21 protein-coding genes and 2 pseudogenes are annotated in these 19,261 nt (G+C 51.2%); 18 read left to right on the forward strand and 5 right to left on the reverse strand.

Going from position 1 to position 19,261, the window contains the following annotated elements; genetic code table 11:
• Positions 1-291: 291 nt before the first annotated feature.
• Positions 292-519, reverse strand: coding sequence for a hypothetical protein (locus V8J88_RS01920; RefSeq protein WP_338847458.1), 228 nt, complete (start codon positions 517-519; stop codon positions 292-294).
• 265 nt (positions 520-784) lie between these two features.
• Between V8J88_RS01920 and V8J88_RS01925 the strand changes: the two genes are divergently transcribed.
• Together V8J88_RS01925 and V8J88_RS01930 are read left to right on the forward strand one after the other, a co-directional pair.
• On the forward strand, positions 785-3,463 hold the full coding sequence (locus V8J88_RS01925; protein WP_338847459.1) for an RHS repeat-associated core domain-containing protein: 2,679 nt from the start codon (positions 785-787) through the stop codon (positions 3,461-3,463).
• Between the two features lie 44 nt (positions 3,464-3,507).
• Complete coding sequence (locus tag V8J88_RS01930) at positions 3,508-3,984, forward strand: tetratricopeptide repeat protein (protein ID WP_338847460.1); 477 nt, start codon at positions 3,508-3,510, stop codon at positions 3,982-3,984.
• Positions 3,985-4,286: 302 nt separating this feature from the next.
• On the opposite strand, the gene V8J88_RS01935 is transcribed toward V8J88_RS01930, so the two are convergent.
• Complete coding sequence (locus tag V8J88_RS01935; RefSeq protein ID WP_338847461.1) at positions 4,287-4,640, reverse strand: transposase; 354 nt, start codon at positions 4,638-4,640, stop codon at positions 4,287-4,289.
• Positions 4,641-5,030: 390 nt separating this feature from the next.
• On the reverse strand, positions 5,031-5,396 hold the full coding sequence (locus V8J88_RS01940; RefSeq protein WP_338847462.1) for an integrase core domain-containing protein: 366 nt from the start codon (positions 5,394-5,396) through the stop codon (positions 5,031-5,033).
• Positions 5,397-5,515: 119 nt separating this feature from the next.
• On the opposite strand from V8J88_RS01940, the gene V8J88_RS01945 reads away from it, so the two are divergent.
• The 5 genes and pseudogenes from V8J88_RS01945 to V8J88_RS01965 all read left to right on the forward strand — a co-directional run bounded on the left by V8J88_RS01945 (position 5,516) and on the right by V8J88_RS01965 (position 7,849).
• Positions 5,516-5,770, forward strand: a complete 255-nt coding sequence (locus V8J88_RS01945) for a hypothetical protein (protein ID WP_338844869.1) — start codon at positions 5,516-5,518, stop codon at positions 5,768-5,770.
• Positions 5,767-6,111 (forward strand): IS66 family insertion sequence element accessory protein TnpB, encoded by a 345-nt coding sequence (gene tnpB, locus V8J88_RS01950; RefSeq protein ID WP_338844870.1) that lies wholly within the window; start codon positions 5,767-5,769, stop codon positions 6,109-6,111. The genes V8J88_RS01945 and tnpB overlap by 4 nt, the downstream gene beginning before the upstream one ends.
• Before the next feature lie 378 nt (positions 6,112-6,489).
• Positions 6,490-6,558: pseudogene (locus tag V8J88_RS01955) on the forward strand (hypothetical protein); the annotation flags it as partial.
• A gap of 83 nt (positions 6,559-6,641) precedes the next feature.
• Positions 6,642-7,475: an IS66 family transposase gene (locus V8J88_RS01960; protein WP_338847463.1), complete on the forward strand. Its 834-nt coding sequence runs from the start codon at positions 6,642-6,644 to the stop codon at positions 7,473-7,475.
• Positions 7,424-7,849: a transposase gene (locus tag V8J88_RS01965; protein WP_338847464.1), complete on the forward strand. Its 426-nt coding sequence runs from the start codon at positions 7,424-7,426 to the stop codon at positions 7,847-7,849. Before V8J88_RS01960 ends, V8J88_RS01965 begins: the two co-directional genes overlap by 52 nt.
• Before the next feature lie 22 nt (positions 7,850-7,871).
• Here the strand turns inward: V8J88_RS01965 and V8J88_RS01970 are convergent, their stop codons facing one another.
• Both V8J88_RS01970 and V8J88_RS01975 read right to left on the reverse strand, forming a co-directional pair.
• Complete coding sequence (locus V8J88_RS01970; protein WP_338847465.1) at positions 7,872-8,588, reverse strand: DDE-type integrase/transposase/recombinase; 717 nt, start codon at positions 8,586-8,588, stop codon at positions 7,872-7,874.
• Positions 8,585-9,073 carry a transposase gene (locus V8J88_RS01975; RefSeq protein ID WP_338847466.1) on the reverse strand — a complete coding sequence of 163 codons (489 nt, stop codon included), beginning with the start codon at positions 9,071-9,073 and terminating at the stop codon, positions 8,585-8,587. The genes V8J88_RS01970 and V8J88_RS01975 overlap by 4 nt, the downstream gene beginning before the upstream one ends.
• On the opposite strand from V8J88_RS01975, the gene V8J88_RS01980 reads away from it, so the two are divergent.
• The 11 genes and pseudogenes from V8J88_RS01980 to V8J88_RS02030 all read left to right on the forward strand — a co-directional run bounded on the left by V8J88_RS01980 (position 9,044) and on the right by V8J88_RS02030 (position 19,227).
• Positions 9,044-9,637, forward strand: coding sequence for a hypothetical protein (locus V8J88_RS01980; protein ID WP_338847467.1), 594 nt, complete (start codon positions 9,044-9,046; stop codon positions 9,635-9,637). The genes V8J88_RS01975 and V8J88_RS01980 overlap by 30 nt on opposite strands.
• Before the next feature lie 149 nt (positions 9,638-9,786).
• Positions 9,787-10,458, forward strand: coding sequence for a DUF6444 domain-containing protein (locus V8J88_RS01985; RefSeq protein WP_338847468.1), 672 nt, complete (start codon positions 9,787-9,789; stop codon positions 10,456-10,458).
• A gap of 10 nt (positions 10,459-10,468) precedes the next feature.
• Positions 10,469-10,870: a hypothetical protein gene (locus tag V8J88_RS01990; protein WP_338847469.1), complete on the forward strand. Its 402-nt coding sequence runs from the start codon at positions 10,469-10,471 to the stop codon at positions 10,868-10,870.
• Between the two features lie 166 nt (positions 10,871-11,036).
• Positions 11,037-11,474 (forward strand): hypothetical protein, encoded by a 438-nt coding sequence (locus tag V8J88_RS01995; RefSeq protein WP_338847470.1) that lies wholly within the window; start codon positions 11,037-11,039, stop codon positions 11,472-11,474.
• Positions 11,471-11,932 (forward strand): hypothetical protein, encoded by a 462-nt coding sequence (locus tag V8J88_RS02000; RefSeq protein WP_338847471.1) that lies wholly within the window; start codon positions 11,471-11,473, stop codon positions 11,930-11,932. Before V8J88_RS01995 ends, V8J88_RS02000 begins: the two co-directional genes overlap by 4 nt.
• Positions 11,933-12,355: 423 nt before the next feature.
• Positions 12,356-12,715 carry a DUF1493 family protein gene (locus V8J88_RS02005; RefSeq protein ID WP_338847472.1) on the forward strand — a complete coding sequence of 120 codons (360 nt, stop codon included), beginning with the start codon at positions 12,356-12,358 and terminating at the stop codon, positions 12,713-12,715.
• Between the two features lie 88 nt (positions 12,716-12,803).
• Positions 12,804-13,778 carry an RHS repeat domain-containing protein gene (locus tag V8J88_RS02010; protein ID WP_338847473.1) on the forward strand — a complete coding sequence of 325 codons (975 nt, stop codon included), beginning with the start codon at positions 12,804-12,806 and terminating at the stop codon, positions 13,776-13,778.
• Complete coding sequence (locus tag V8J88_RS02015; protein WP_338847474.1) at positions 13,742-16,111, forward strand: RHS repeat-associated core domain-containing protein; 2,370 nt, start codon at positions 13,742-13,744, stop codon at positions 16,109-16,111. The genes V8J88_RS02010 and V8J88_RS02015 overlap by 37 nt, the downstream gene beginning before the upstream one ends.
• A 112-nt stretch (positions 16,112-16,223) precedes the next feature.
• Positions 16,224-16,963: pseudogene (locus tag V8J88_RS02020) on the forward strand (IS5 family transposase).
• Complete coding sequence (locus V8J88_RS02025) at positions 16,964-17,491, forward strand: hypothetical protein (RefSeq protein WP_338847475.1); 528 nt, start codon at positions 16,964-16,966, stop codon at positions 17,489-17,491. It abuts the pseudogene before it with no gap.
• A gap of 555 nt (positions 17,492-18,046) precedes the next feature.
• Positions 18,047-19,227 (forward strand): IS3 family transposase gene (locus V8J88_RS02030; RefSeq protein WP_338846235.1). Its coding sequence is split into 2 segments (ribosomal slippage): positions 18,047-18,299 and positions 18,299-19,227, totalling 1,182 coding nucleotides; the frame shifts between segments, so codons are not numbered across the junction.
• Positions 19,228-19,261: the final 34 nt, after the last annotated feature.

Consider the following 19,261-nt stretch of genomic DNA (forward strand, 5'->3'; position numbering starts at 1 on the left):
GTTACCTGCTTTTTGTTTATGCGCCGTAACCGAACTGGGAAAGGGCCGTCAGGGTTACCTTTCTTAACATTAATCGCCTTCTACCTGCTTCCATTGCTCATCACCAAGCAATCAGTTTTTACATCGATTGTTTGGTTTGATTGCTTTATTCTCACATGCGTACATGTTTTTTTGGTATTACTTGTGCCGATATTGCATAAAAAAATATACGCTGGCAATTGGTATTGAAGGCGGGATGAAGAAAGCCCCTCACCCGGCGTAGCCGGATGAGGGGCTTTCTTCATGCATGGCTCAGCGTTTCTTGCGGCGCTGGTCTTTCTGCTTGGCCGTGGCGCTGTTTGCCTGCCGGCTCTTGGCCAAAATGTCATCAATCAACGCCACCATTTGCGTGCGCTCAGTCGGCGTGAGTTCGGCAATCAATTGCGTGAGCTGGCTTGCAAAATCGTTGTGCGTGCTGTGGTGGCGGTGCGGGCATTGGGCGCAGGGTTGCGCGGGCGCTGCTGGCGTGGCGTGTGTCATGATGGTTTCCTTTCGCGTAGATTGTCTTTCTCTATTTCTTTAAAAAAGCATCCCCATCCCCCGGCTGGCGCCGGGGGGGAATCTGCTTCTTTCTTCGCCGCTTGGTTTGCAGCTAAAAGAAAAAGCGTTACGAGGCGCCAGCGCGCTGAGCTGGCAGCGCAGGGGTAATCACCAGCTTGCGCTCGCCCACTTTCACCAGTACGCGCACGCCCTGCGCAAAACCTGCATCTTCCAGCCCCAGCCGGCCAAGCGCAGCATGGTGTGAATGCCGCTGATGGAGCGCGGCACCGTCAATTGGTTTTCCGGCTTGGGTTGGATGCGGTTGCGGGTGTTGTGTGGCCGGCTTAGCCATAAAACCAGCTTTGCGTATGACAAAGTGGGCAATCTGATCAAGCAAACCGATGCGCGCAGCAAAGACTGGCACAGCAAATATGATGGCATGCGACGCCTGGTGCAGCGCATCAACGCAGTCAACGGAGTCAGCAGCAGCCGTTATTGGCACACCGGACTGGGGCAGGAAGAAGAAGATGAAGACGGGCGCAAACAGCACTATCTGTATGACAATTATCTGCGCCTGATACAGGAAACGGATGATCTCAAGCATCAGACAGAGTACAGCTATTATCTGAACAGCGATCCGGGCCAGGGGCCAGTGTACACGCCGCTGGAAATTAAATATCCGGGCTACAGCAAAAGCCAGCGCTTTGACGCACGCGAGCGGCTGACCAGCGAAACCATCAAGCAGGGTGACAATCTGCAAAGCAGCAGCCACACCAGCAGCCGCAGCTACGACAAGCGCGGCCTGCTGCTGACAGAAACCGACCCCTATCAAAAAACCAGCCAACGCAGTTATGACGGACTGGGACAGATGACCGTGTATGAAGACAGGCTCAAAGGCAAAACCATGCTGAGCTACGATGCGCGCGGCAATCTGCTGCAAGTGGAAGACGCCCGTGGCAAACAATACCGCTATGAATACGACCGCAACGATAAAGTGGTGAAAGAAATCCGTCCCCTGGGCCAGGAAATCGCCTACGTCTGGGACGCCGCAGGACGCTTGCAAAGCCGGACAGATCCCTTGCGCAATAAAGTTCAATACAGCTGGGATGCGGTGGGGCGCTTGCGTCAAGTCGAGCATATCAGCGCCGCCGGCGAGCTGCGCCGCAGCATCACCTTCAGCTACGACGAAGTAGGCAATCTCTTGCAATGGCAAGAGCAGGATCATGCGCGCCAGCAGAGCAGCCAGGCGCAGATGACTTATGACGACGCCAACCGCAAGCTGACAGAAACCCTGCGCTGGCCGAATCAAGTCAGCCAAGGCTATGAATATGCATACAGCAAAGGCGGCAAAAAAACCGCGCTGATCTGGCCGGACGGCACGCGGATTGCATATGACTACAGCAAACATGGGCGCCTGCAAAGCGTGCAGATTCCGGGCGAAGGCAGTTTGAGCGTCAACGCCTGGAACTGGCTGATGCCGGCCAAAACCACCCTGCCGGGCGGCAGCGTACAAGAAGCGCAGTATGACGGCGTATTGAATTTACGCGGCCTGCAACTGAAAAATCCAGCGCAACAAAACGTGCTGAGTTTGGAAAACCGCTATGGCAAAGCGTTTGAATTAACACAGCGCAGCCGCAGCCAGGCCGAAGGCAGTTGGCAGGAAAGCTTCCAATACGACCATGAACAGCGCCTGACGCAAGCTGCGCGCAGCGGCAGCCTGGGCGAAGAAACGCAAAGCTTCACGCTGGACGGCGTAGCCAACCGGACGCAACATTCACGCACCGACGGCGCCTGGGAATACGACGCCAACAACCGCTTGCTGCGACGCGGCAGCGGGGCCAACGCCACGCGTTACGACTGGGACGACAATGGCGCGCTGCAACGCCGCAGCGAAGGCGGCAATCAGGTGCAGCAATACATCCATGATGAAGAAAACCGTTTAAGCGAAGTACGCGACGGCGCCGGCAAGCTGATCGCACGTTACGGCTACGACCCGATGCACCGGCGCATCTGGAAAGAACAATTCCGTGACAGACAAGGCGCAGCACTGACACAAGCGCTGCGCACGCTGTATCTGTACAACGACGAAGGCCTGCTGGCCGAAAGCACGCAGCCTATCAACCTCCAAGCCGATGGCAGCGCAGTCAGCACAGGCGAAGTCCAGATTCAAGCGCAATACGGCGCCGAGCCGGGTACAATGTTCGGCACGTCGTATCAATTCGCCAAGCTGAAAGCCGGCAACGGCGAAAGCAAATTCGTCTATCTGCAAAACGACCACCTGGGCGCGCCGATACTGGCGACGGACAAAGAAGGGACGGTGCAGTGGAGCATGCGGGCGGATGTGTTCGGCATGGAAAACCAGGTGTGGACGGATGCGGGCCAGGGCGTCAAGCTGAATTTGCGGTTTCCGGGGCAGTATGCGGATGAGGAGACCGGGTTCTTTTATAATTGGCACAGGTATTATGATCCGGGGGTGGGGAGGTATATCCAATCCGATCCGATTGGGGTTTATAAGAGCATTTATAATTCAATAATTGATGATGTTTTTTTTCTACTAGATCCATTTGGAAAAATAGATGAGGAGCATTATCTGAATCATCTATACGTATACGCAAGTGGAAATTCTCTGGGTATGATAGATGTGTTTGGCTTATACGGGGAACATACTAAAAATGCTAGGAAAAGTACGCTGCAAAAGCACCAACAAGGACAAACAAGAAAACAAAAAGATGCCGGTGGGGAAAAGGGAGATAAAAGCCGAAGTAATCCACGAAAGCCTCCAAGTAATCATAAAGGGCCATGGCCACCGAAGAATCAAGGTTTTATTGAAGAAGGGGTTTGCATGAGGCTTGGTTTATTTTTATCATTGATTGTAATTCCATTAAATGCAGGGCAGTGTGAAGATCGATGTAAGTGTGGAGAAATGTGCTTAGAGGAAAAATAGTGATTTTTTTGTCAATTTTTTGTTTGATATAGGTGGAGCTACAAATGAAAAAGAAACGTAAAGCGATGATGAGCCAGGAATATGAAAAAGCATTAAAGATTATGCAGATGCCGAATCCAAACATCGAGGAAGCAAAAAATTTCCTATTCCGTGCATTGGAGAAGTGTGATCCTTATGCAGCCTATGCCTTAGGTACATGGTATTTTCATGGATCTTATGGAATTCAACAAAATAAGGAAAAGGGAGTTGAGCTTTGGCTTATCGCTAGCGAAAAGAAAGTCACAGATGCTCTTTTTGATCTTGCCGTCAGCTATGAGACGGGAAATGGTGTTAAAAAAAATCTGTCACGAGCGGCTATGTTTTATATAGATGCTGCAATTAGGGGGGATAGAAAAGCGATTTTTGAAGTAGGAAGGTGTTACTTCTTTGGGATTGGGTTGGCTAAAAATAAAAAAATTGCTGATATTTGGTTTGAGAGGGCTGAAGAATTTGGTATGTATGAAAATAACCGATATGAATAAGGCTGGCATAAATATTAACAGGGTGTTCAAATTCTGTAACCGCCCAACGCGCCCACTCCTTCCTTCAAACTTGAGGCAGTGGCGCGAGCGGCAATAACTCATCCAGCCTGCTGGTAGGCCAAGTGGGTAATTTATTGAGGGTATCCATTAGCCAAGCATAAGGCTCCAGGCCATTGAGTTTGGCAGTTGTCAGTAAAGACATAATGCTTGATGCGCGGTGGCCGGCGCGCTCCGTGCCGTAAAACAGCCAATTCTTACGTCCGATAGCGACCGGGCGCAAGGCGTTTTCTGCCGGATTATTGTCAATCGGCAAATCGCCACTGTGCGCATAAACGCACCCGCGAAGCCCAACGGCTGATGGTGTACTTGACCGCTTTTTGCAAGCCGGAGGACGGTGACGCCCTGGCCCCGATTTCTGTTAGCCACGCCTCGAAATCCGTCAGCAATGGTATGCTCTTTCGTCGTCGCAAGGCTGCGCGCTCTTCGATACTCATCTCCTTGGCTTCGCGCTCAATTTCGTAGAGCTGGCCAAAGCGGAATAAGGCTTCGGTCGTGATCGGCGTTGGCTGCGTCGCATTCAAATCAAAGAATTTTCGTCGCGCATGCGCCATGCAGCCCAGCTCCACCACGCCGCCATCAAAGCTGGACCAGCGCATGATTGCTTAATCGATTTTTTGCGACAACTACCTTGACACGCTCCGAATATAGATCAGGACCGAACAAAATGGACAGTATCGGATTATGCGGTCACAAAAGGAAATGTAACTGTATTTGGCTACAATTTTTTTCATGTTGACAAATCAATAGGCTCTAAAGAACCTAGCCAGAGTGAGATTTTTGCCCATGAATTTAGGTACATTTCCCCCAAGAATCAATCTTACAACTCATCTTCTGACCTGGGAAATGCAATAATTGGCAAAGAGTCAGTGTCAAGGTACGAAAAGGATGCTAATGAATGGGCAACATCAATAATGTATGGGGCAAAGAATGCATGCACTTGTGACTAATGCTCGGAGCGTGTCAAGGTAGTTGTCGCAAAAAATCGATTAAGCAACCATGCGCTGGTCCAGCTTTGATGGCGGATTAAGCCAGACCTCATTGGGCGCCAGCCAGGGCCGTGTATGACGCTTCCAGCGCAGCGGATGGCGTTGCCGGGCTTCGGCATAAACGTCGCGTCGGCGCTCCAGGATCGCATTGGCGGCGCCCGTATGGCGCTGCTCCGGCGTCACATAGGCCAAGGCGCTGTGCAAATGGGTGCAGTTGTACCAAGTCACAAATTGCAGTGTCCAATCCCGAGCCTGCGCGATGCTCTCAAAGCCTTTGGCTGGATAGCTGGGCGCATATTTACAGGTGCGGAACCACGCTTCGATATGGGCATTGTCATCGGAGACGTAAGCGCCCAACCGCCCCATCTCCCCAAGCCCACAAAACCCGCGCATGCTGTGCCCATCAAACAGGAGGGGCAAGTATGCAAAGCAAATCACCGAAGAAAAGCAGAGAAGAATGGCTCGCGCACGTGCGGGCGTGGCGCATGAGTGGGCAAACGCAAAGCGCGTATTGCCGGCAGCACGAAATCAATCTGCCGGTCCTGCAATACTGGATCAAGCGCAGCCGCAGCGGATCTGAAAGCGCGCCGCTGACCTTGGTTGCCGCACAAGCGCCAACTGGCGCCATTTCTGCCCCCATCAGCGGCAATCTGACGCTGGAATGCGGCGCGCAGCGGCTGCATATTCCGCTGCATGTTCCGGCGCAATGGCTGGCTGCTTTATTGCGAGAACTGGCGTGAGCTGGCCGCAGCCTAAGCAAATCTGGCTGGTGCAAGAAGCGATGGATATGCGCGCCGGCATCGATAGCCTGGCCGCGCGCATTCAGCACAGCTTGGGACGCACGCCGTCGGATGGCGCTGCATACGTGTTTCGCAACCGGCGCAACAATCGCCTCAAGGCGCTGGTGTTTGACGCCAGCGGCATTTGGCTGTGCCAGCGCCGTCTGCATCAAGGCGGCTTCACCTGGCCGGAACCGGGCGCGCAAGTGTTTCTGCTCAACACAGAACAATGGGAATGGCTGTGTAAAGGCGTGGATTGGCGCCGTCTGAGCGCTGCCCACATCCCCGCCTGGCTGTATTGAAATGCGCTTTGGCAACGATCCGACTGGTTCTTGATCAGGTAAAAAATCCCATGAAAGAAACCGCAAAAAGATGGTGTTTACGCAGGAAAAAGCGCTTGAAAGCGTTACACTTCAGGCATGGATTTCATTGCGCAAAAACACCGCTTGCAACACACCGAAGGCATCCCGTCCCCGCTACGGGAAGAGCTGTTGGCGCTCATTGAGCAAGCCACGCAGGCAGAGCAAAAAGCTGCTGCATTCGCACAACGCGCCACACATGCAGAGCAGCAAGCCGCACAAGTGCAAAGCTATGCGGATCAACTGCGCCAGCAAAACGAAAAACTCCATCAAGAAGTCACGTACTTGCGCCGCATGCGTTACGGCATCAAGAGTGAGCGCATGGCTGACAGCACGCAGCGCGATTTGTTTGAGCAAGATTTGGATGCCGATATTGAGGCGCTGCAAGCCGAGTTGGATAAGCTCGCAGCAGCGTCCCCAAAAAAGAAGCGGTCAAACAAAAGCGCCCTGGTCGCCTGCCGCTGGCGGCGCACTTGCCGCGCGAAGACGTGTTGCACGAGCCGGCCAGTTGCGACTGCCCGGAATGCGGCAAAGCGATGCGCAAAGTTGGCGAAGATGTCACAGAAAAATTATCGGTGCAGCCGGCAGTGTTCAGCGTCAAGCGTCACCGCTATCCGAAATATGCCTGTCAGGCTTGCCAATCCATTCATCAGGCGCCCAGCGCACCGTCGATTATTGACGGCGGCGGCGTTGAGCACGATGTGCTGGCTTGGTTGCTGGTGTCGAAATATCTCGATCATCTGCCGCTGTATCGCCTGGAGCAGATCGGTGAGCGCCATAATGTGCCCCTGTCCCGCACCAAGCTGGCGCAGTGGGTAGGACGTACAGGCGTGGCGCTGGCGCCGTTGGCGGATCGCTTGGCGCAATTGTTGCGACAGCGGCGCTGCTTGCATGCCGATGAAACGCCGGTGGCGCAATTAGCGCCGAAAACCGGCAAAACCGAGCGCGGCTATCAATGGGTGTACCGCAGCAACGATATGGAGCCTGGGCCACGGATTGTGGTGTATGACTATCAGCCATCACGCCAGGGACAGCACGCGCGCAACATGCTGGCGGGCTGGAGCGGCTATTTGATGGCGGATGCGTATTCCGGCTATCAGGCATTATTTGCTGGCGGCGTGGTGGAGCTGGGCTGTATGGCGCATGCGCGGCGCAAATTCTTCGATTTGCACGCAGCACGTCCAACGCCCATCACCACCGAAGCCTTGCATCGCTTTGCTCAGTTATATGAAATTGAGCGCGAAGCAAAAGACATGTGCGTAGAACAACGCGCGGATTTGCGACGGGAAAAAGTCTGCCTCTGTTAGCGGAATTCGAGACCTGGCTGAATGAAACCAGCGCCCGCGCCAGTCCGTCCTCCGGCTTGCAAAAAGCGATCGTGTACACCCTCAGCCGATGGCCTGCGCGGGTGCGCTATGCACACAGCGGGGATTTGCCGATAGATAATAATGCGGCGGAAAATGCCTTGCGCCCGGTGGCCATCGGGCGCAAGAACTGGCTGTTTTACGGCACAGAACGCGCCGGCCATCGCGCCTCTTGCATCATGTCTTTGCTGGCCACGGCAAAGCTTAATGGCCTTGATCCATACGAATGGCTGCTTGATACGCTCAACAAATTGCCCACTTGGCCAGCCAATCGCTTGGATGAGCTATTGCCGCTTGGGTCTGTGATTCAGGTCTGATCGAGATGGGGGCGTTGGGCGCTTACTCGGAGACGCCAGGCCGGCTATGCGAGGAGCCGATGCCCAGCATTTCCAACTTGCTCTTGAGCGTGTGCGAAGTTTGCGCAGCACCGTTATCGGCATGCAGCACCAATGGCGTGCAGCGGCGCTGTTCACGCCAGCAGGCGCGCTCAATCAGTAAAGCAGCTTCCTCACCATTTTCCCGCTCGTGGACTTCCCATGCGACCAGTTTGCGGCTGTAAATATCGAGCACGGCATACAGATAAAAATACTGGCCGCGCACCCGGCTGGGCAGGTACGTCACGTCCCAGCTCCAGACCTGGTTGGGGCCATGGGCGACATGGCGCACCGGCTCGCTGGCCACAGGAGCCTTGCTGCGACCCCGGTGATGCTGCTGGTCGGCGCTTCTCAGCACACGATAGAACGACGATTCCGATGCCACATACGCTCCCTCGTCGGCCAGCCGCGGCACGATCTGCGCTGGCGGCAAATCGGCAAAGCGCGGTTCATGACACAGTTGCAGGATGCGCTGACGTTCTTCATCAGACAGTTTGTGCGCAGGCGCTGGCCGCTCTGCCTCCGGTCGGCCGTCAGGACGAATTTCACCGTCACAACGCCAACGTTCCAAGGTGCGCACGCTTAGACCGAGTTCGGCGCATGCCAATGCTAAACGCGCACCAGCCTTCCGGGCCTGCAGAATATCGGCGATCATTTCAAGGCGCTGGGGCAACGCAGTCATGCGTCCTCGCCGTCGATCCCCAGCGCCTCGTACTTTCGGGACAGAACCAGCAAGGCCGCTGTTTCCGCCAGCGCTTTTTCTTTACGCCGCAAATCCTTTTCCAGCTCCTTGATGCGCTTTTTGTCTTTGGCCCGGGCTGCAGCATCGGCTTGACTGCTCTGGCTGCTAAGCGCAGCGTGCATTTCTGTGCGCCAGCGCTCCAGTTGCGCTACCAGCAAGCCTTTACGGCGGCAATACTCAGCCAGCTCTGCTTCGTTCAGCGGCGCCGCTTCCAGTACTGCAGCAAATTTGTCCGCAGCACGCCATTGCTCGGGGTTTTGTCCGTCGCCAGGCACAACACGACCGGCTTCACGGGCCTGCTTCCGCCACAGGTAAAGCGTAGCCTCTGGCACGCCGCTTATCTCAGCGACCTCGGCCACAGACTTGTTTTGTGGTGCGCTCATCAGCTTGAGCACATGTTCTTTCTTCTCTTGTGTGTATTTCATTATCGTCTGTTCCATCGCCCCCGGGATGGATTAGAACTCCAAATCACTGGAGGCGACAACTATTTTGACACGGGGGGTGCTATTATTTTTGTATTTTCTTTTCTCATTTGCTCTTTATCTGGCGCAGCCAGCTTTCCCTATGGAAATTTGCTTCATGATCGATCTTCATCGTTTGAAATAAGCCAGGAGGGAGTGCGCACTTTTGATGTTATTTCTGAAGCTAAATTTTGCAAAGCTAGCGATGATTTTTGGTGCGTTAACTCTGTGAATTTTAGATTTTCAGTGCCTAAGAAAATACAGAAATTTAATTCTTGGAGCAAAGATAATGCGCTCTATAAGGTGAAATCCATCAATGAGCGAGTATTTAATAATGCAGTGGTTAAATACTATGTAATTGAACAGGATTTTGATGGTCAAAAAATCACATATGCATATTCACAAGACTTTGGCGTTTTATTGATAAAACACGAAAATGGAGGTGAATTATCAATAATCAAGAAATGTGGATTTGCAGCAACTAATAACCGTCATGGTTGCAAAGCTCCTTCAATATCTAGCCCATAGGGAGACTTATGCAAATAAATGAAGATGTTTTTATCGGCAAATCTCGTGAATTTAAGCTAATTTTTTTATTAATTTTGGGTGGCTATTCAGCCCCCAAAACTCTCAACAAGTGCTTGTAAACAAAGTCAAACTCGTGCATCCTGTCAGGCATGAAGAAAAAAGCCAATCCGCCAGAATTGAACAAGATGAGTCACGCAGAAAAAGATGCGTTGATACTGACATTGTTTGCGAGGTTGGAAGCCCTGGAAAACAGGGTACCGAAGACGAGTCAAAATTCAAGCAAACCGCCATCGTCAGATGGATTGCAAAAGAAAACGCGCTCGTTGCGGGAAGCCTCAGGAAAGGCGGCAGGAGGTCAAGCAGGGCATATTGGCAGCAAATTGGAACGGATGGCGCAGATCACTGAAACTGTGCGTAGCCCGCTGCCGCAATATTGCACACGTTGCCAGCAGAGCTTGGCGCATGAGCAGGCGCAACTGCTTGATAGCCGGCAAGTAATCGATATTCCACTGCTGCCGCTGCAAGTGACGGAATACCAAAAAATGGCGGTGCGCTGCCAATGTGGGCAGGTGCATACAGGTGAATATCCAAGCGGGGTAACGGAAAATGTTCAGTACGGCCCCAACTGTGTATTTCATCATCGTCAGTTCCATCGCCCCCGGCATGGATTAGAACTCCAAATCACTGGAGGCGATAACTATTTTTGCATATGGGTACAATCTCAGATTAACCGTGTTCCATATCCAATTGCGGCGGTAGCTTATGTTGCAGGGGCAGCTGCTGTAAATGCGAGCGATGAGTGTGAGTGTAAAAATGACTAACGGGGGGGGTATGATTTTTGATATGTTGCGGGGTTTTTTTTTTGGTGTTTTCAATAAATTAGAAAAAAATATTTTGAATGCAGTTTCTAATGCGCTGGATGAGGAAAGACGGAATATTTTCCGCGATCAAATAGAACGGATTAACTTGCTCCGACGAGATCCTAACGGGAATGAAACTATCTTTTATTGGATGAAGAGAGGCAAGCCATGCCGAGATTTTCCTTTGATGTTTTCAACTGGGAAAAAGGAAGTTTGCCTGGCAAAAGTTCACATTCGTTACTACGGGAGAACCCTTCCTGCATTAGTAATGTTGCTCGATGGTGCAATTTTCAGAATTAAATACAGTCAGTCAGTTGTGAAATTTGATGTTATGGATAATTTTTCGATTGAAGATGTGAAAATTTTCAACTGAAATGGTGTTTTTGGCTCAGTTCGTAATGTGCAATAGCCGCAGGCGTATTGCACTATCAGCAGACAGTTTAGCTGTTACAGGGTGTTGAAAAACCCTCAGCCATGTCAACCAAAGCTTGAGCGTAAACATTAAGCAAAAACTATTATCAAGCCAGGTGTCAACAGCGATGCAATTTGTTGATCCATATGATTTAGTTGATTTAAATCTATTCCATCCAATTGTCGATAAAGAAAATCACTCACGTGCGGAAGCGTGGAATCCGACGTGGGCTTATGTTGTTGCTGGGCATGGCAATCCTGTTAATATGACGGATGAAAATCAAAGAATTATTTACCCATGGGATCTTGCTAAAAGAATACGAAGCGATCCAAAATGGAAAGGTCGTCCAGTAATTGTTGCATCCTGTAATACAGGAAGAGAGCCATCAACCTATCCGGGGCGACCATCCTTTCAGCAATATTTGGCAGATGAATTGGGGGTAGATGTGACATCTGCAACTGATTTTGTCTTTTTTCAAAAAAATGGAAAACCGCCATTGGTAGGCCCCATAGATGGCCCTCCAACAAATAGCTGGAAATCGGTTTCCCCAAGGAGAACGAAATGAATAAGAATAAATTATCCATATTTTCATTTTTAATAATTGGAGCTCTTTTGGGCGGATATGTGTTCACTCTTTTTTTACAATTTGAATCAAAACGGAAATCAAGTGTTAGTGCAGCAGCAAGATTCGAGGTATCTGCGTATGAAATGCAAAGTTTAATAAAGAAAGCAAATAATGGCGACTGTAATGCAGCATATCGTATTGGCCGTCACTATAGTTTTTTTACTGTGCAATTTGATGATGCAATTAAATGGTTTCGTTTGGCAGCTCAGTGTCCGCTTGTTGCTCCTAAAGAAGAGCTAATTTCATTGCTTCTTTACATGGAGAATCAGCCAGGGGTTAGTGATGAAATTGATAAATTGCTAGAAGAAATTAGAGAAATAGATCCAAATGCTGCACTAAAAAGTGAAGCGGCGGTTATATTCACGCGAAAAGAGTATCAGCAAAAAAATAAAAAATGATGTTACTAACCTTGTACTTTGCAAAGCCATTTCCCAGATTTTTATTTATCAATAAAATCAATAGCTTAGCTTGCATGCAAAATGGCTTTACTTTGAATAAAGTTAGTATCTACCGCTTCAGCTGCAATCGTGACTATTCAGCCCCCAAAACTCTCAACAAGTGCTTGTAAACAAAGTCAAACTCGTGCATCCTGTCAGGCATGAAGAAAAAAGCCAATCCGCCAGAATTGAACAAGATGAGTCACGCAGAAAAAGATTCGTTGACAAAAGGTTGTGATGTTTTTAATCCGGATAATTAGTCTCTCTTGAACAATTCCCAACCTCCTGATTTTATTGAAAAAATTGAAGAATGGATACCGCAGAATTGCAAGAAATGATTAAAATAGAATTTATTTCCGGCAAAAAGCGGAGTGATTGATACATATGGAAAACCACAAACTTACAGAAGGAATGCGGCAATTTCTGACGCATTGCGGCCTGAGGGAATGCAAAATTGCGAGTTGTCAAATGCATACCCGGCCGTATCATGATCTCGGCATTTATGGTGATGAAGCGCTGGATCTTCTAGATGTGTTGTCCAAGCAATATCAAGTTGATTTATCTGACTTTGAATTTGCCAAATATTTCCCAGAGGAATTCCCCGGTGGGGCATTTGCCAAGCGGATTTTTTTGTATTATTTGCCGTTTGGAAGATGGTTTGTTTATCGCAAAGTGACATGGCAGCCCATAATATTGGCTCAAATTGATGCCGCAATCAGCGCCAAAAAATGGCGAGGTACTTGATCTGATTTTAGCGAAAAGCCCCGCTTCCGGCTGCGCCGGTCGCGGGGCTTTGTTCATACTGGGTTCAGCGTTTCTTGCGGCGCTTGCCTTGCTGCTTGGCCGTGGCTGGGTGGATTACAACGCGCGCGGCGAAATGCTGTCCTGGGGTGATCAGAATGGCAATGCGAGTTGGTTGCTGCGCGATGTGGATGGGCGCTTGATTGCGGTGTTAGGGCACGATGGGCGCACCCTGATGACGCTGCACTACTACCCCAGTACCTTGCTGGCCGAAGTGCGCGATTATCCGGCCCCGGACATCGCGCAAGACCTGCCGCCACGCGTGGTGCGCTACTTCTACGATAGCTTAAACCGCCTGACCGGGGTGGAAGATGTGCTCGGCCATCGCACGCAATACAAATATGATCAATACAGCCGCATTATTAAAATCATTGATCCCGAATTGCACGAGCAGCAATACAGCTACTACCCGTTCGGTTCAGTCAAACAACACATCGCAGCAGATGGTGGGGTGACGGACTACGAATGGGACTACGATACCGACAAAAAACAGTTTGAGAGCAAAATCATCTGGCCACGCGGATTGACGATGCGGCGCACAGAAAGCTATCTGCACGACCGCAGCGGCAGATTGTTAGAGCGTTTTGTGAATGGGCGGCGGGAAGAGAACATCACACGCGACAGCGCCAACAACAGCACCATCAGCACCGATGCGCGCGGCTTCAAGACGGAAGTGCGGCGAAATGAATTTGAACAAGTGGTGGAAATCCGCTACGGCGATAACAGCACAGTCCGGCGCAAATACTCAGCCTCGCATATGCAGTTGCTGGAAGAAGAAGACGAAGCCGGCATCAAAACCCGCTACGAATATGACGCCAAGGGCAATTTACTGAGCAAAACCGAAGCGCTGGACTTACCGGAACAACGTATCACCGAATATGCGCGCAACCCGCAGGGACAGCTCATCAAACTCACACGCAAAGGCGTACCGAAAGCAATGGGACAGTCACACCGGATGCCGTGCTGCAGATGGAGTATGACGCAGTGGGCCAATTGGCCTTATTGATCGACGCAGAAAACGGCCATTGGCGCTTTAATTACGACCGCGCCGGCAATTTGCGCAGTGTGAGCAACCCGCTGCGCGAGCGCACCAGCTTCACCTACAATAGCGCCGGACTTTTGTTGGAAGTGACGAATGCCCTGAATCATAAAACCAGCTTTGTGTATGACAAAGTGGGCAATCTGATCAAGCAAACCGATGCGCGCAGCAAAGACTGGCACAGCAAATATGATGGCATGCGACGCCTGGTGCAGCGCATCAACGCAGTCAACGGGGTCAGCAGCCGTCGCTACTGGCACACCGGGCTGGCGCAGGAAGAAGAGGATGAAGACGGGCGCAAACAGCACTATCTGTATGACAGTTATCTGCGCCTGATACAGGAAACGGATGATCTCAAGCATCAGACAGAGTACAGCTATTATCTGAACAGCGATCCGGGCCAGGGGCCAGTGTACACGCCGCTGGAAATTAAATATCCGGGCTACAGTAAAAGCCAGCGCTTTGACGCACGCGAGCGGCTGACCAGCGAAACCATCAAGCAGGGTGACAATCTGCAAAGCAGCAGCCACACCAGCAGCCGCAGCTACGACAAGCGCGGCCTGCTGCTGACAGAAACCGACCCCTATCAAAAAACCAGCCAACGCAGTTATGACGGACTGGGACAGATGACCGTGTATGAAGACAGGCTCAAAGGCAAAACCATGCTGAGCTACGATGCGCGCGGCAATCTGCTGCAAGTGGAAGACGCCCGTGGCAAACAATACCGCTATGAATACGACCGCAACGATAAAATGGTGAAAGAAATCCGTCCCCTGGGCCAGGAAATCGCCTACGTCTGGGACGCCGCAGGACGCTTGCAAAGCCGGACAGATCCCTTGCGCAATAAAGTTCAATACAGCTGGGATGCGGTGGGGCGCTTGCGTCAAGTCGAGCATATCAGCGCCGCCGGCGAGCTGCGCCGCAGCATCACCTTCAGCTACGACGAAGTAGGCAATCTCTTGCAATGGCAAGAGCAGGATCATGCGCGCCAGCAGAGCAGCCAGGCGCAGATGACTTATGACGACGCCAACCGCAAGCTGACAGAAACCCTGCGCTGGCCGAATCAAGTCAGCCAAGGCTATGAATATGCATACAGCAAAGGCGGCAAAAAAACCGCGCTGATCTGGCCGGACGGCACGCGGATTGCATATGACTACAGCAAACATGGGCGCCTGCAAAGCGTGCAGATTCCGGGCGAAGGCAGTTTGAGCGTCAACGCCTGGAACTGGCTGATGCCGGCCAAAACCACCCTGCCGGGCGGCAGCGTACAAGAAGCGCAGTATGACGGCGTATTGAATTTACGCGGCCTGCAACTGAAAAATCCAGCGCAACAAAACGTGCTGAGTTTGGAAAACCGCTATGGCAAAGCGTTTGAATTAACACAGCGCAGCCGCAGCCAGGCCGAAGGCAGTTGGCAGGAAAGCTTCCAATACGACCATGAACAGCGCCTGACGCAAGCTGCGCGCAGCGGCAGCCTGGGCGAAGAAACGCAAAGCTTCACGCTGGACGGCGTAGCCAACCGGACGCAACATTCACGCACCGACGGCGCCTGGGAATACGACGCCAACAACCGCTTGCTGCGACGCGGCAGCGGGGCCAACGCCACGCGTTACGACTGGGACGACAATGGCGCGCTGCAACGTCGCAGCGAAGGCGGCAATCAGGTGCAGCAATACATCCATGATGAAGAAAACCGTTTAAGCGAAGTACGCGACGGCGCCGGCAAGCTGATCGCACGTTACGGCTACGACCCGATGCACCGGCGCATCTGGAAAGAACAATTCCGTGACAGACAAGGCGCAGCACTGACACAAGCGCTGCGCACGCTGTATTTGTACAACGATGAAGGCTTATTGGCCGAAAGCACCCAGCCCATCAGTCTGCAAGCCGACGGCAGCGCAGTCAGCACAGGCGAAGTCCAGATTCAAGCGCAATACGGCGCCGAGCCGGGTACAATGTTCGGCACGTCGTATCAATTCGCCAAGCTGAAAGCCGGCAACGGCGAAAGCAAATTCGTCTATCTGCAAAACGACCACCTGGGCACGCCGATACTGGCGACGGACAAAGAAGGGGCGGTGCAGTGGAGCATGCGGGCGGATGTGTTCGGCATGGAAAACCAGGTGTGGACGGATGCGGGCCAGGGCGTCAAGCTGAATTTCCGCTTTCCGGGGCAGTATGCGGATGAAGAGACCGGGTTCTTTTATAATTGGCACAGGTATTATGATCCGGGGGTGGGGAGGTACACGACCAGTGATCCGATTGGGTTGTGGGGGGGGGATAAATATGTATGCGTATGCTAGGGCGTGTTGACAATTAACAGCACTTTGGATGGGAATTTTCAAAAAAAGCTGTTAACTTTTTGCCACTTGTGTTTACATTCTTGTTTTTGGGCAAAACAGAATGGCACGGATGATGTTACGGGACGATCAGTGGGCAAGAATTGAAGCCTTGGTACCAGGAAAGGTTGGCGATAGAGGCAGAACAGGCGTGAATAATCGGCTGTTTGTGGAAGCTGTTTTATGGATAGCAAAGACAGGCAGCCCGTGGCGGGATTTGCCTGCTGAATTTGGCCCATGGAACAGCGTCTATGTGAGGTTTGCGCGTTGGTCGGATAAGCAGGTATGGCACAAAATCTTTGCCGTGCTACGCGAGGACGCGGACTTTGAGGAAGTTTTTCTTGATAGCACTATCGTGCGGGCGCATCAGCATGCAGCAGGAGCCGCAAAAAAAAGGGGCCGCAATCCATTGGCCGGTCTCGTGGGGGATTAACCACCAAGATTCATGCTTGCGTTGAGGGCTTGGGCAATTTGGTTCAGTTCATCCTGACAGGCGGAGAAGTTCACGATATAACCCAGGCAACCGCGTTACTCAATGACGTCGCGCCACAAGCGGTGCTGGCAGATAAAGCCTATGATGCCAACACACTGATTGATTGCATTGAGGGAAAAAATGCCAAGGTCGTGATTCCACCAAAGGCGAACCGGAAAGAACAGCGGGATTATGATCAGTTCCAATATCGAAACCGCAATCTCATTGAGCGCTTTTTCGCCAAAATTAAGCAATTTCGACGGATCGCTACCCGCTACGACAAACTGGATACCCGTTTCTCTTCGTTTGTAACCTTGGCGGCATCAATGATATGGTTGAAATAAATGTCAACACACCCTAATCAAAATCCAATGAAAAACTTTGATCCTAGTGGGTTACTTTATGGACTTAATTTTGGTGAATGCTATGGTGCGGCTGCGGCACAATATTGGGCGAATAAGCACGTTGATACAGGTAATTTTTTCTATGCCATCCCAGGTCTATTTGCTTCTGCGTGGACTCCCAAAACCAGTAATGCAACTTTCGGAGTTCTCGTGGGAGCTATGGGCGGTGTGGGTGTTGCAAATTCGGCAGGAAATTTTTCGACATGGATGCGTAACCCAATTCTGTATGAAGTCGGACAAAAAACAGTATCAACTGCAATATATCAAGGAGTGGCTGCAATGCCTGTAGCGGCAAGAGCTAATGCAATCATTCAAAAGATGGGGTGGTTTGGTGTGATTTTTAACCTATTTGGTTCATGGAGTAAAACATGGAATACCGGTGCAACGCCTGGAGCGGCATTGGGGTTAGTTGCTTTTGGTGCGGGTACATCGGTTACTCCGCAATCTGGTAATTGTGAGTGTGAGTGATCATGTTCAACATATTTGAATTAATTATTTTCATCCTTCTTCTTAATTTCGCTCGGTTGTTAAGCATATATTTCGGGGGGGGAGGGTTTGTTTCTTTTTTTGTAAGTGTAACTTTCGTTTTTTTTGTTTATTTTGCATTTTGGAAATGCATGCGAATATTAGTGAAGAGGCCAATTTGCAAGAGAAATAGGTGTCGTTCATGGAACTATAAAAAATGCGGTAAATTAAAGGAGGGGGTTTTATATAAATGCAAATGTGGAGATTATTATTTAATGTTAAATAAAAACGAGTTTAATTTTTTAAATCATGATGGCACTTCGGAATTATACATGAGCCGAATAGATTCCAACTGCCGATGGCAGAGATGTAGTGTAAGCGCCCAACAGCCCCATCTCCCCAGCCCATAAAAACCAGCGCATGCTATGCCCATCAAAAAGGAGGCATAGGATGCACAGCAAATCACGCAAACAACGCAGGGAAGAATGGCTTGAGCTTCCCCTGAAATTTAGTCTGCCACAGGTGACGTAAAATAACGTTACTTGAGAAAGACAGGAAATGAAAAAAATACCGAAACAAGCATACACGACCGAGTTCAAAGAACTGGCGGTCAAACGCGTCCAAGATGGTGAATCGGTGGCGGTCGTGGTTAGGGAGCTGGGGCTGGGCGACCAGACGCTGCGAAATTGGATCAAGGCGGCAGCAGAAGGAAAACTCAAAGGCGCTGGCGGCAAAGTGGTGACGCCGGAAGCGATGGAACTTTCCAGACTGCGCGCAGAAAACGTCCGGTTGAAGCGGGAGAATGAAATCATAAAAAAAGCAGCGGCGTACTTCGCGAAGGATGTCCTGTGAAGTACGCCTGGATGGATGGACAAATCAAGAGCTATGCGCTGACAGAAATGTGCGCCGTTCTCGACGTCAGCATCAGCGGCTATCGGGCGTGGAAGCGTGGCGGCACGCCTGAGCGTAAGCGCTTGAAGGATGCACAAATGCTTGCAGTGATACGCGCCATTCATGCCGAACTCAAAGGGGCTTACGGCAGCCCGCGCATCGTGCGAGAACTGCGCAAACGAGGCTTCAGCGCTGGCAAAGAACGCGTCGAACGTCTCATGCGAAACAATGGTATCCGTGCCCGCCATAAGCGGCGCTACAAGGTCACCACGGATTCCAGGCATAGTTTGCCGGTTGCTGCCAACCTGTTGGCTCGCAATTTCACTCCGGCAGCCCCTAACCAGGTCTGGACGTCGGACATCACCTATTTGTGGACTGACGAAGGCTGGCTGTATCTGGCGATTGTGCTGGATCTGTTCAATCGGGAGGTGATCGGCTGGTCGCTCAAGCCGCGCATGACCAGCGACATTGTGACTGACGCTTTGACGATGGCGTGGTTTCGCCGTCGACCGGACGCGGGCGTTATGCATCATTCTGATCGCGGCAGCCAATACGCCAGCCAAGCCTTTCAGGACAAACTCAAGGAATACGGCATGACGTGCTCGATGAGTCGCAAAGGAAACTGCTGGGACAACGCACCGACCGAGAGCTGGTTTAACAGTTTCAAGAATGAGCGATACCATGGCGTGCGTTATGCCAGCCATGCTGAAATGAAGGCTGCCAGCTTTGAATATATTGAAGTCTTTTATAATCGAACCCGTCAGCATTCAACTCTGGGCTATCAATCGCCGTTTCAGTATCTTGACCGCTGGCAGCGTGAGCAAAATCAGGAAAAGCTGGCTGCATAAAATTCATCTGATGGCAGACGAAATATCGAGGGAA

Origin of the sequence: Massilia sp. W12, from assembly GCF_037300705.1 — a bacterium.
Classification (GTDB): Bacteria; Pseudomonadota; Gammaproteobacteria; order Burkholderiales; family Burkholderiaceae_D; genus JACPVY01.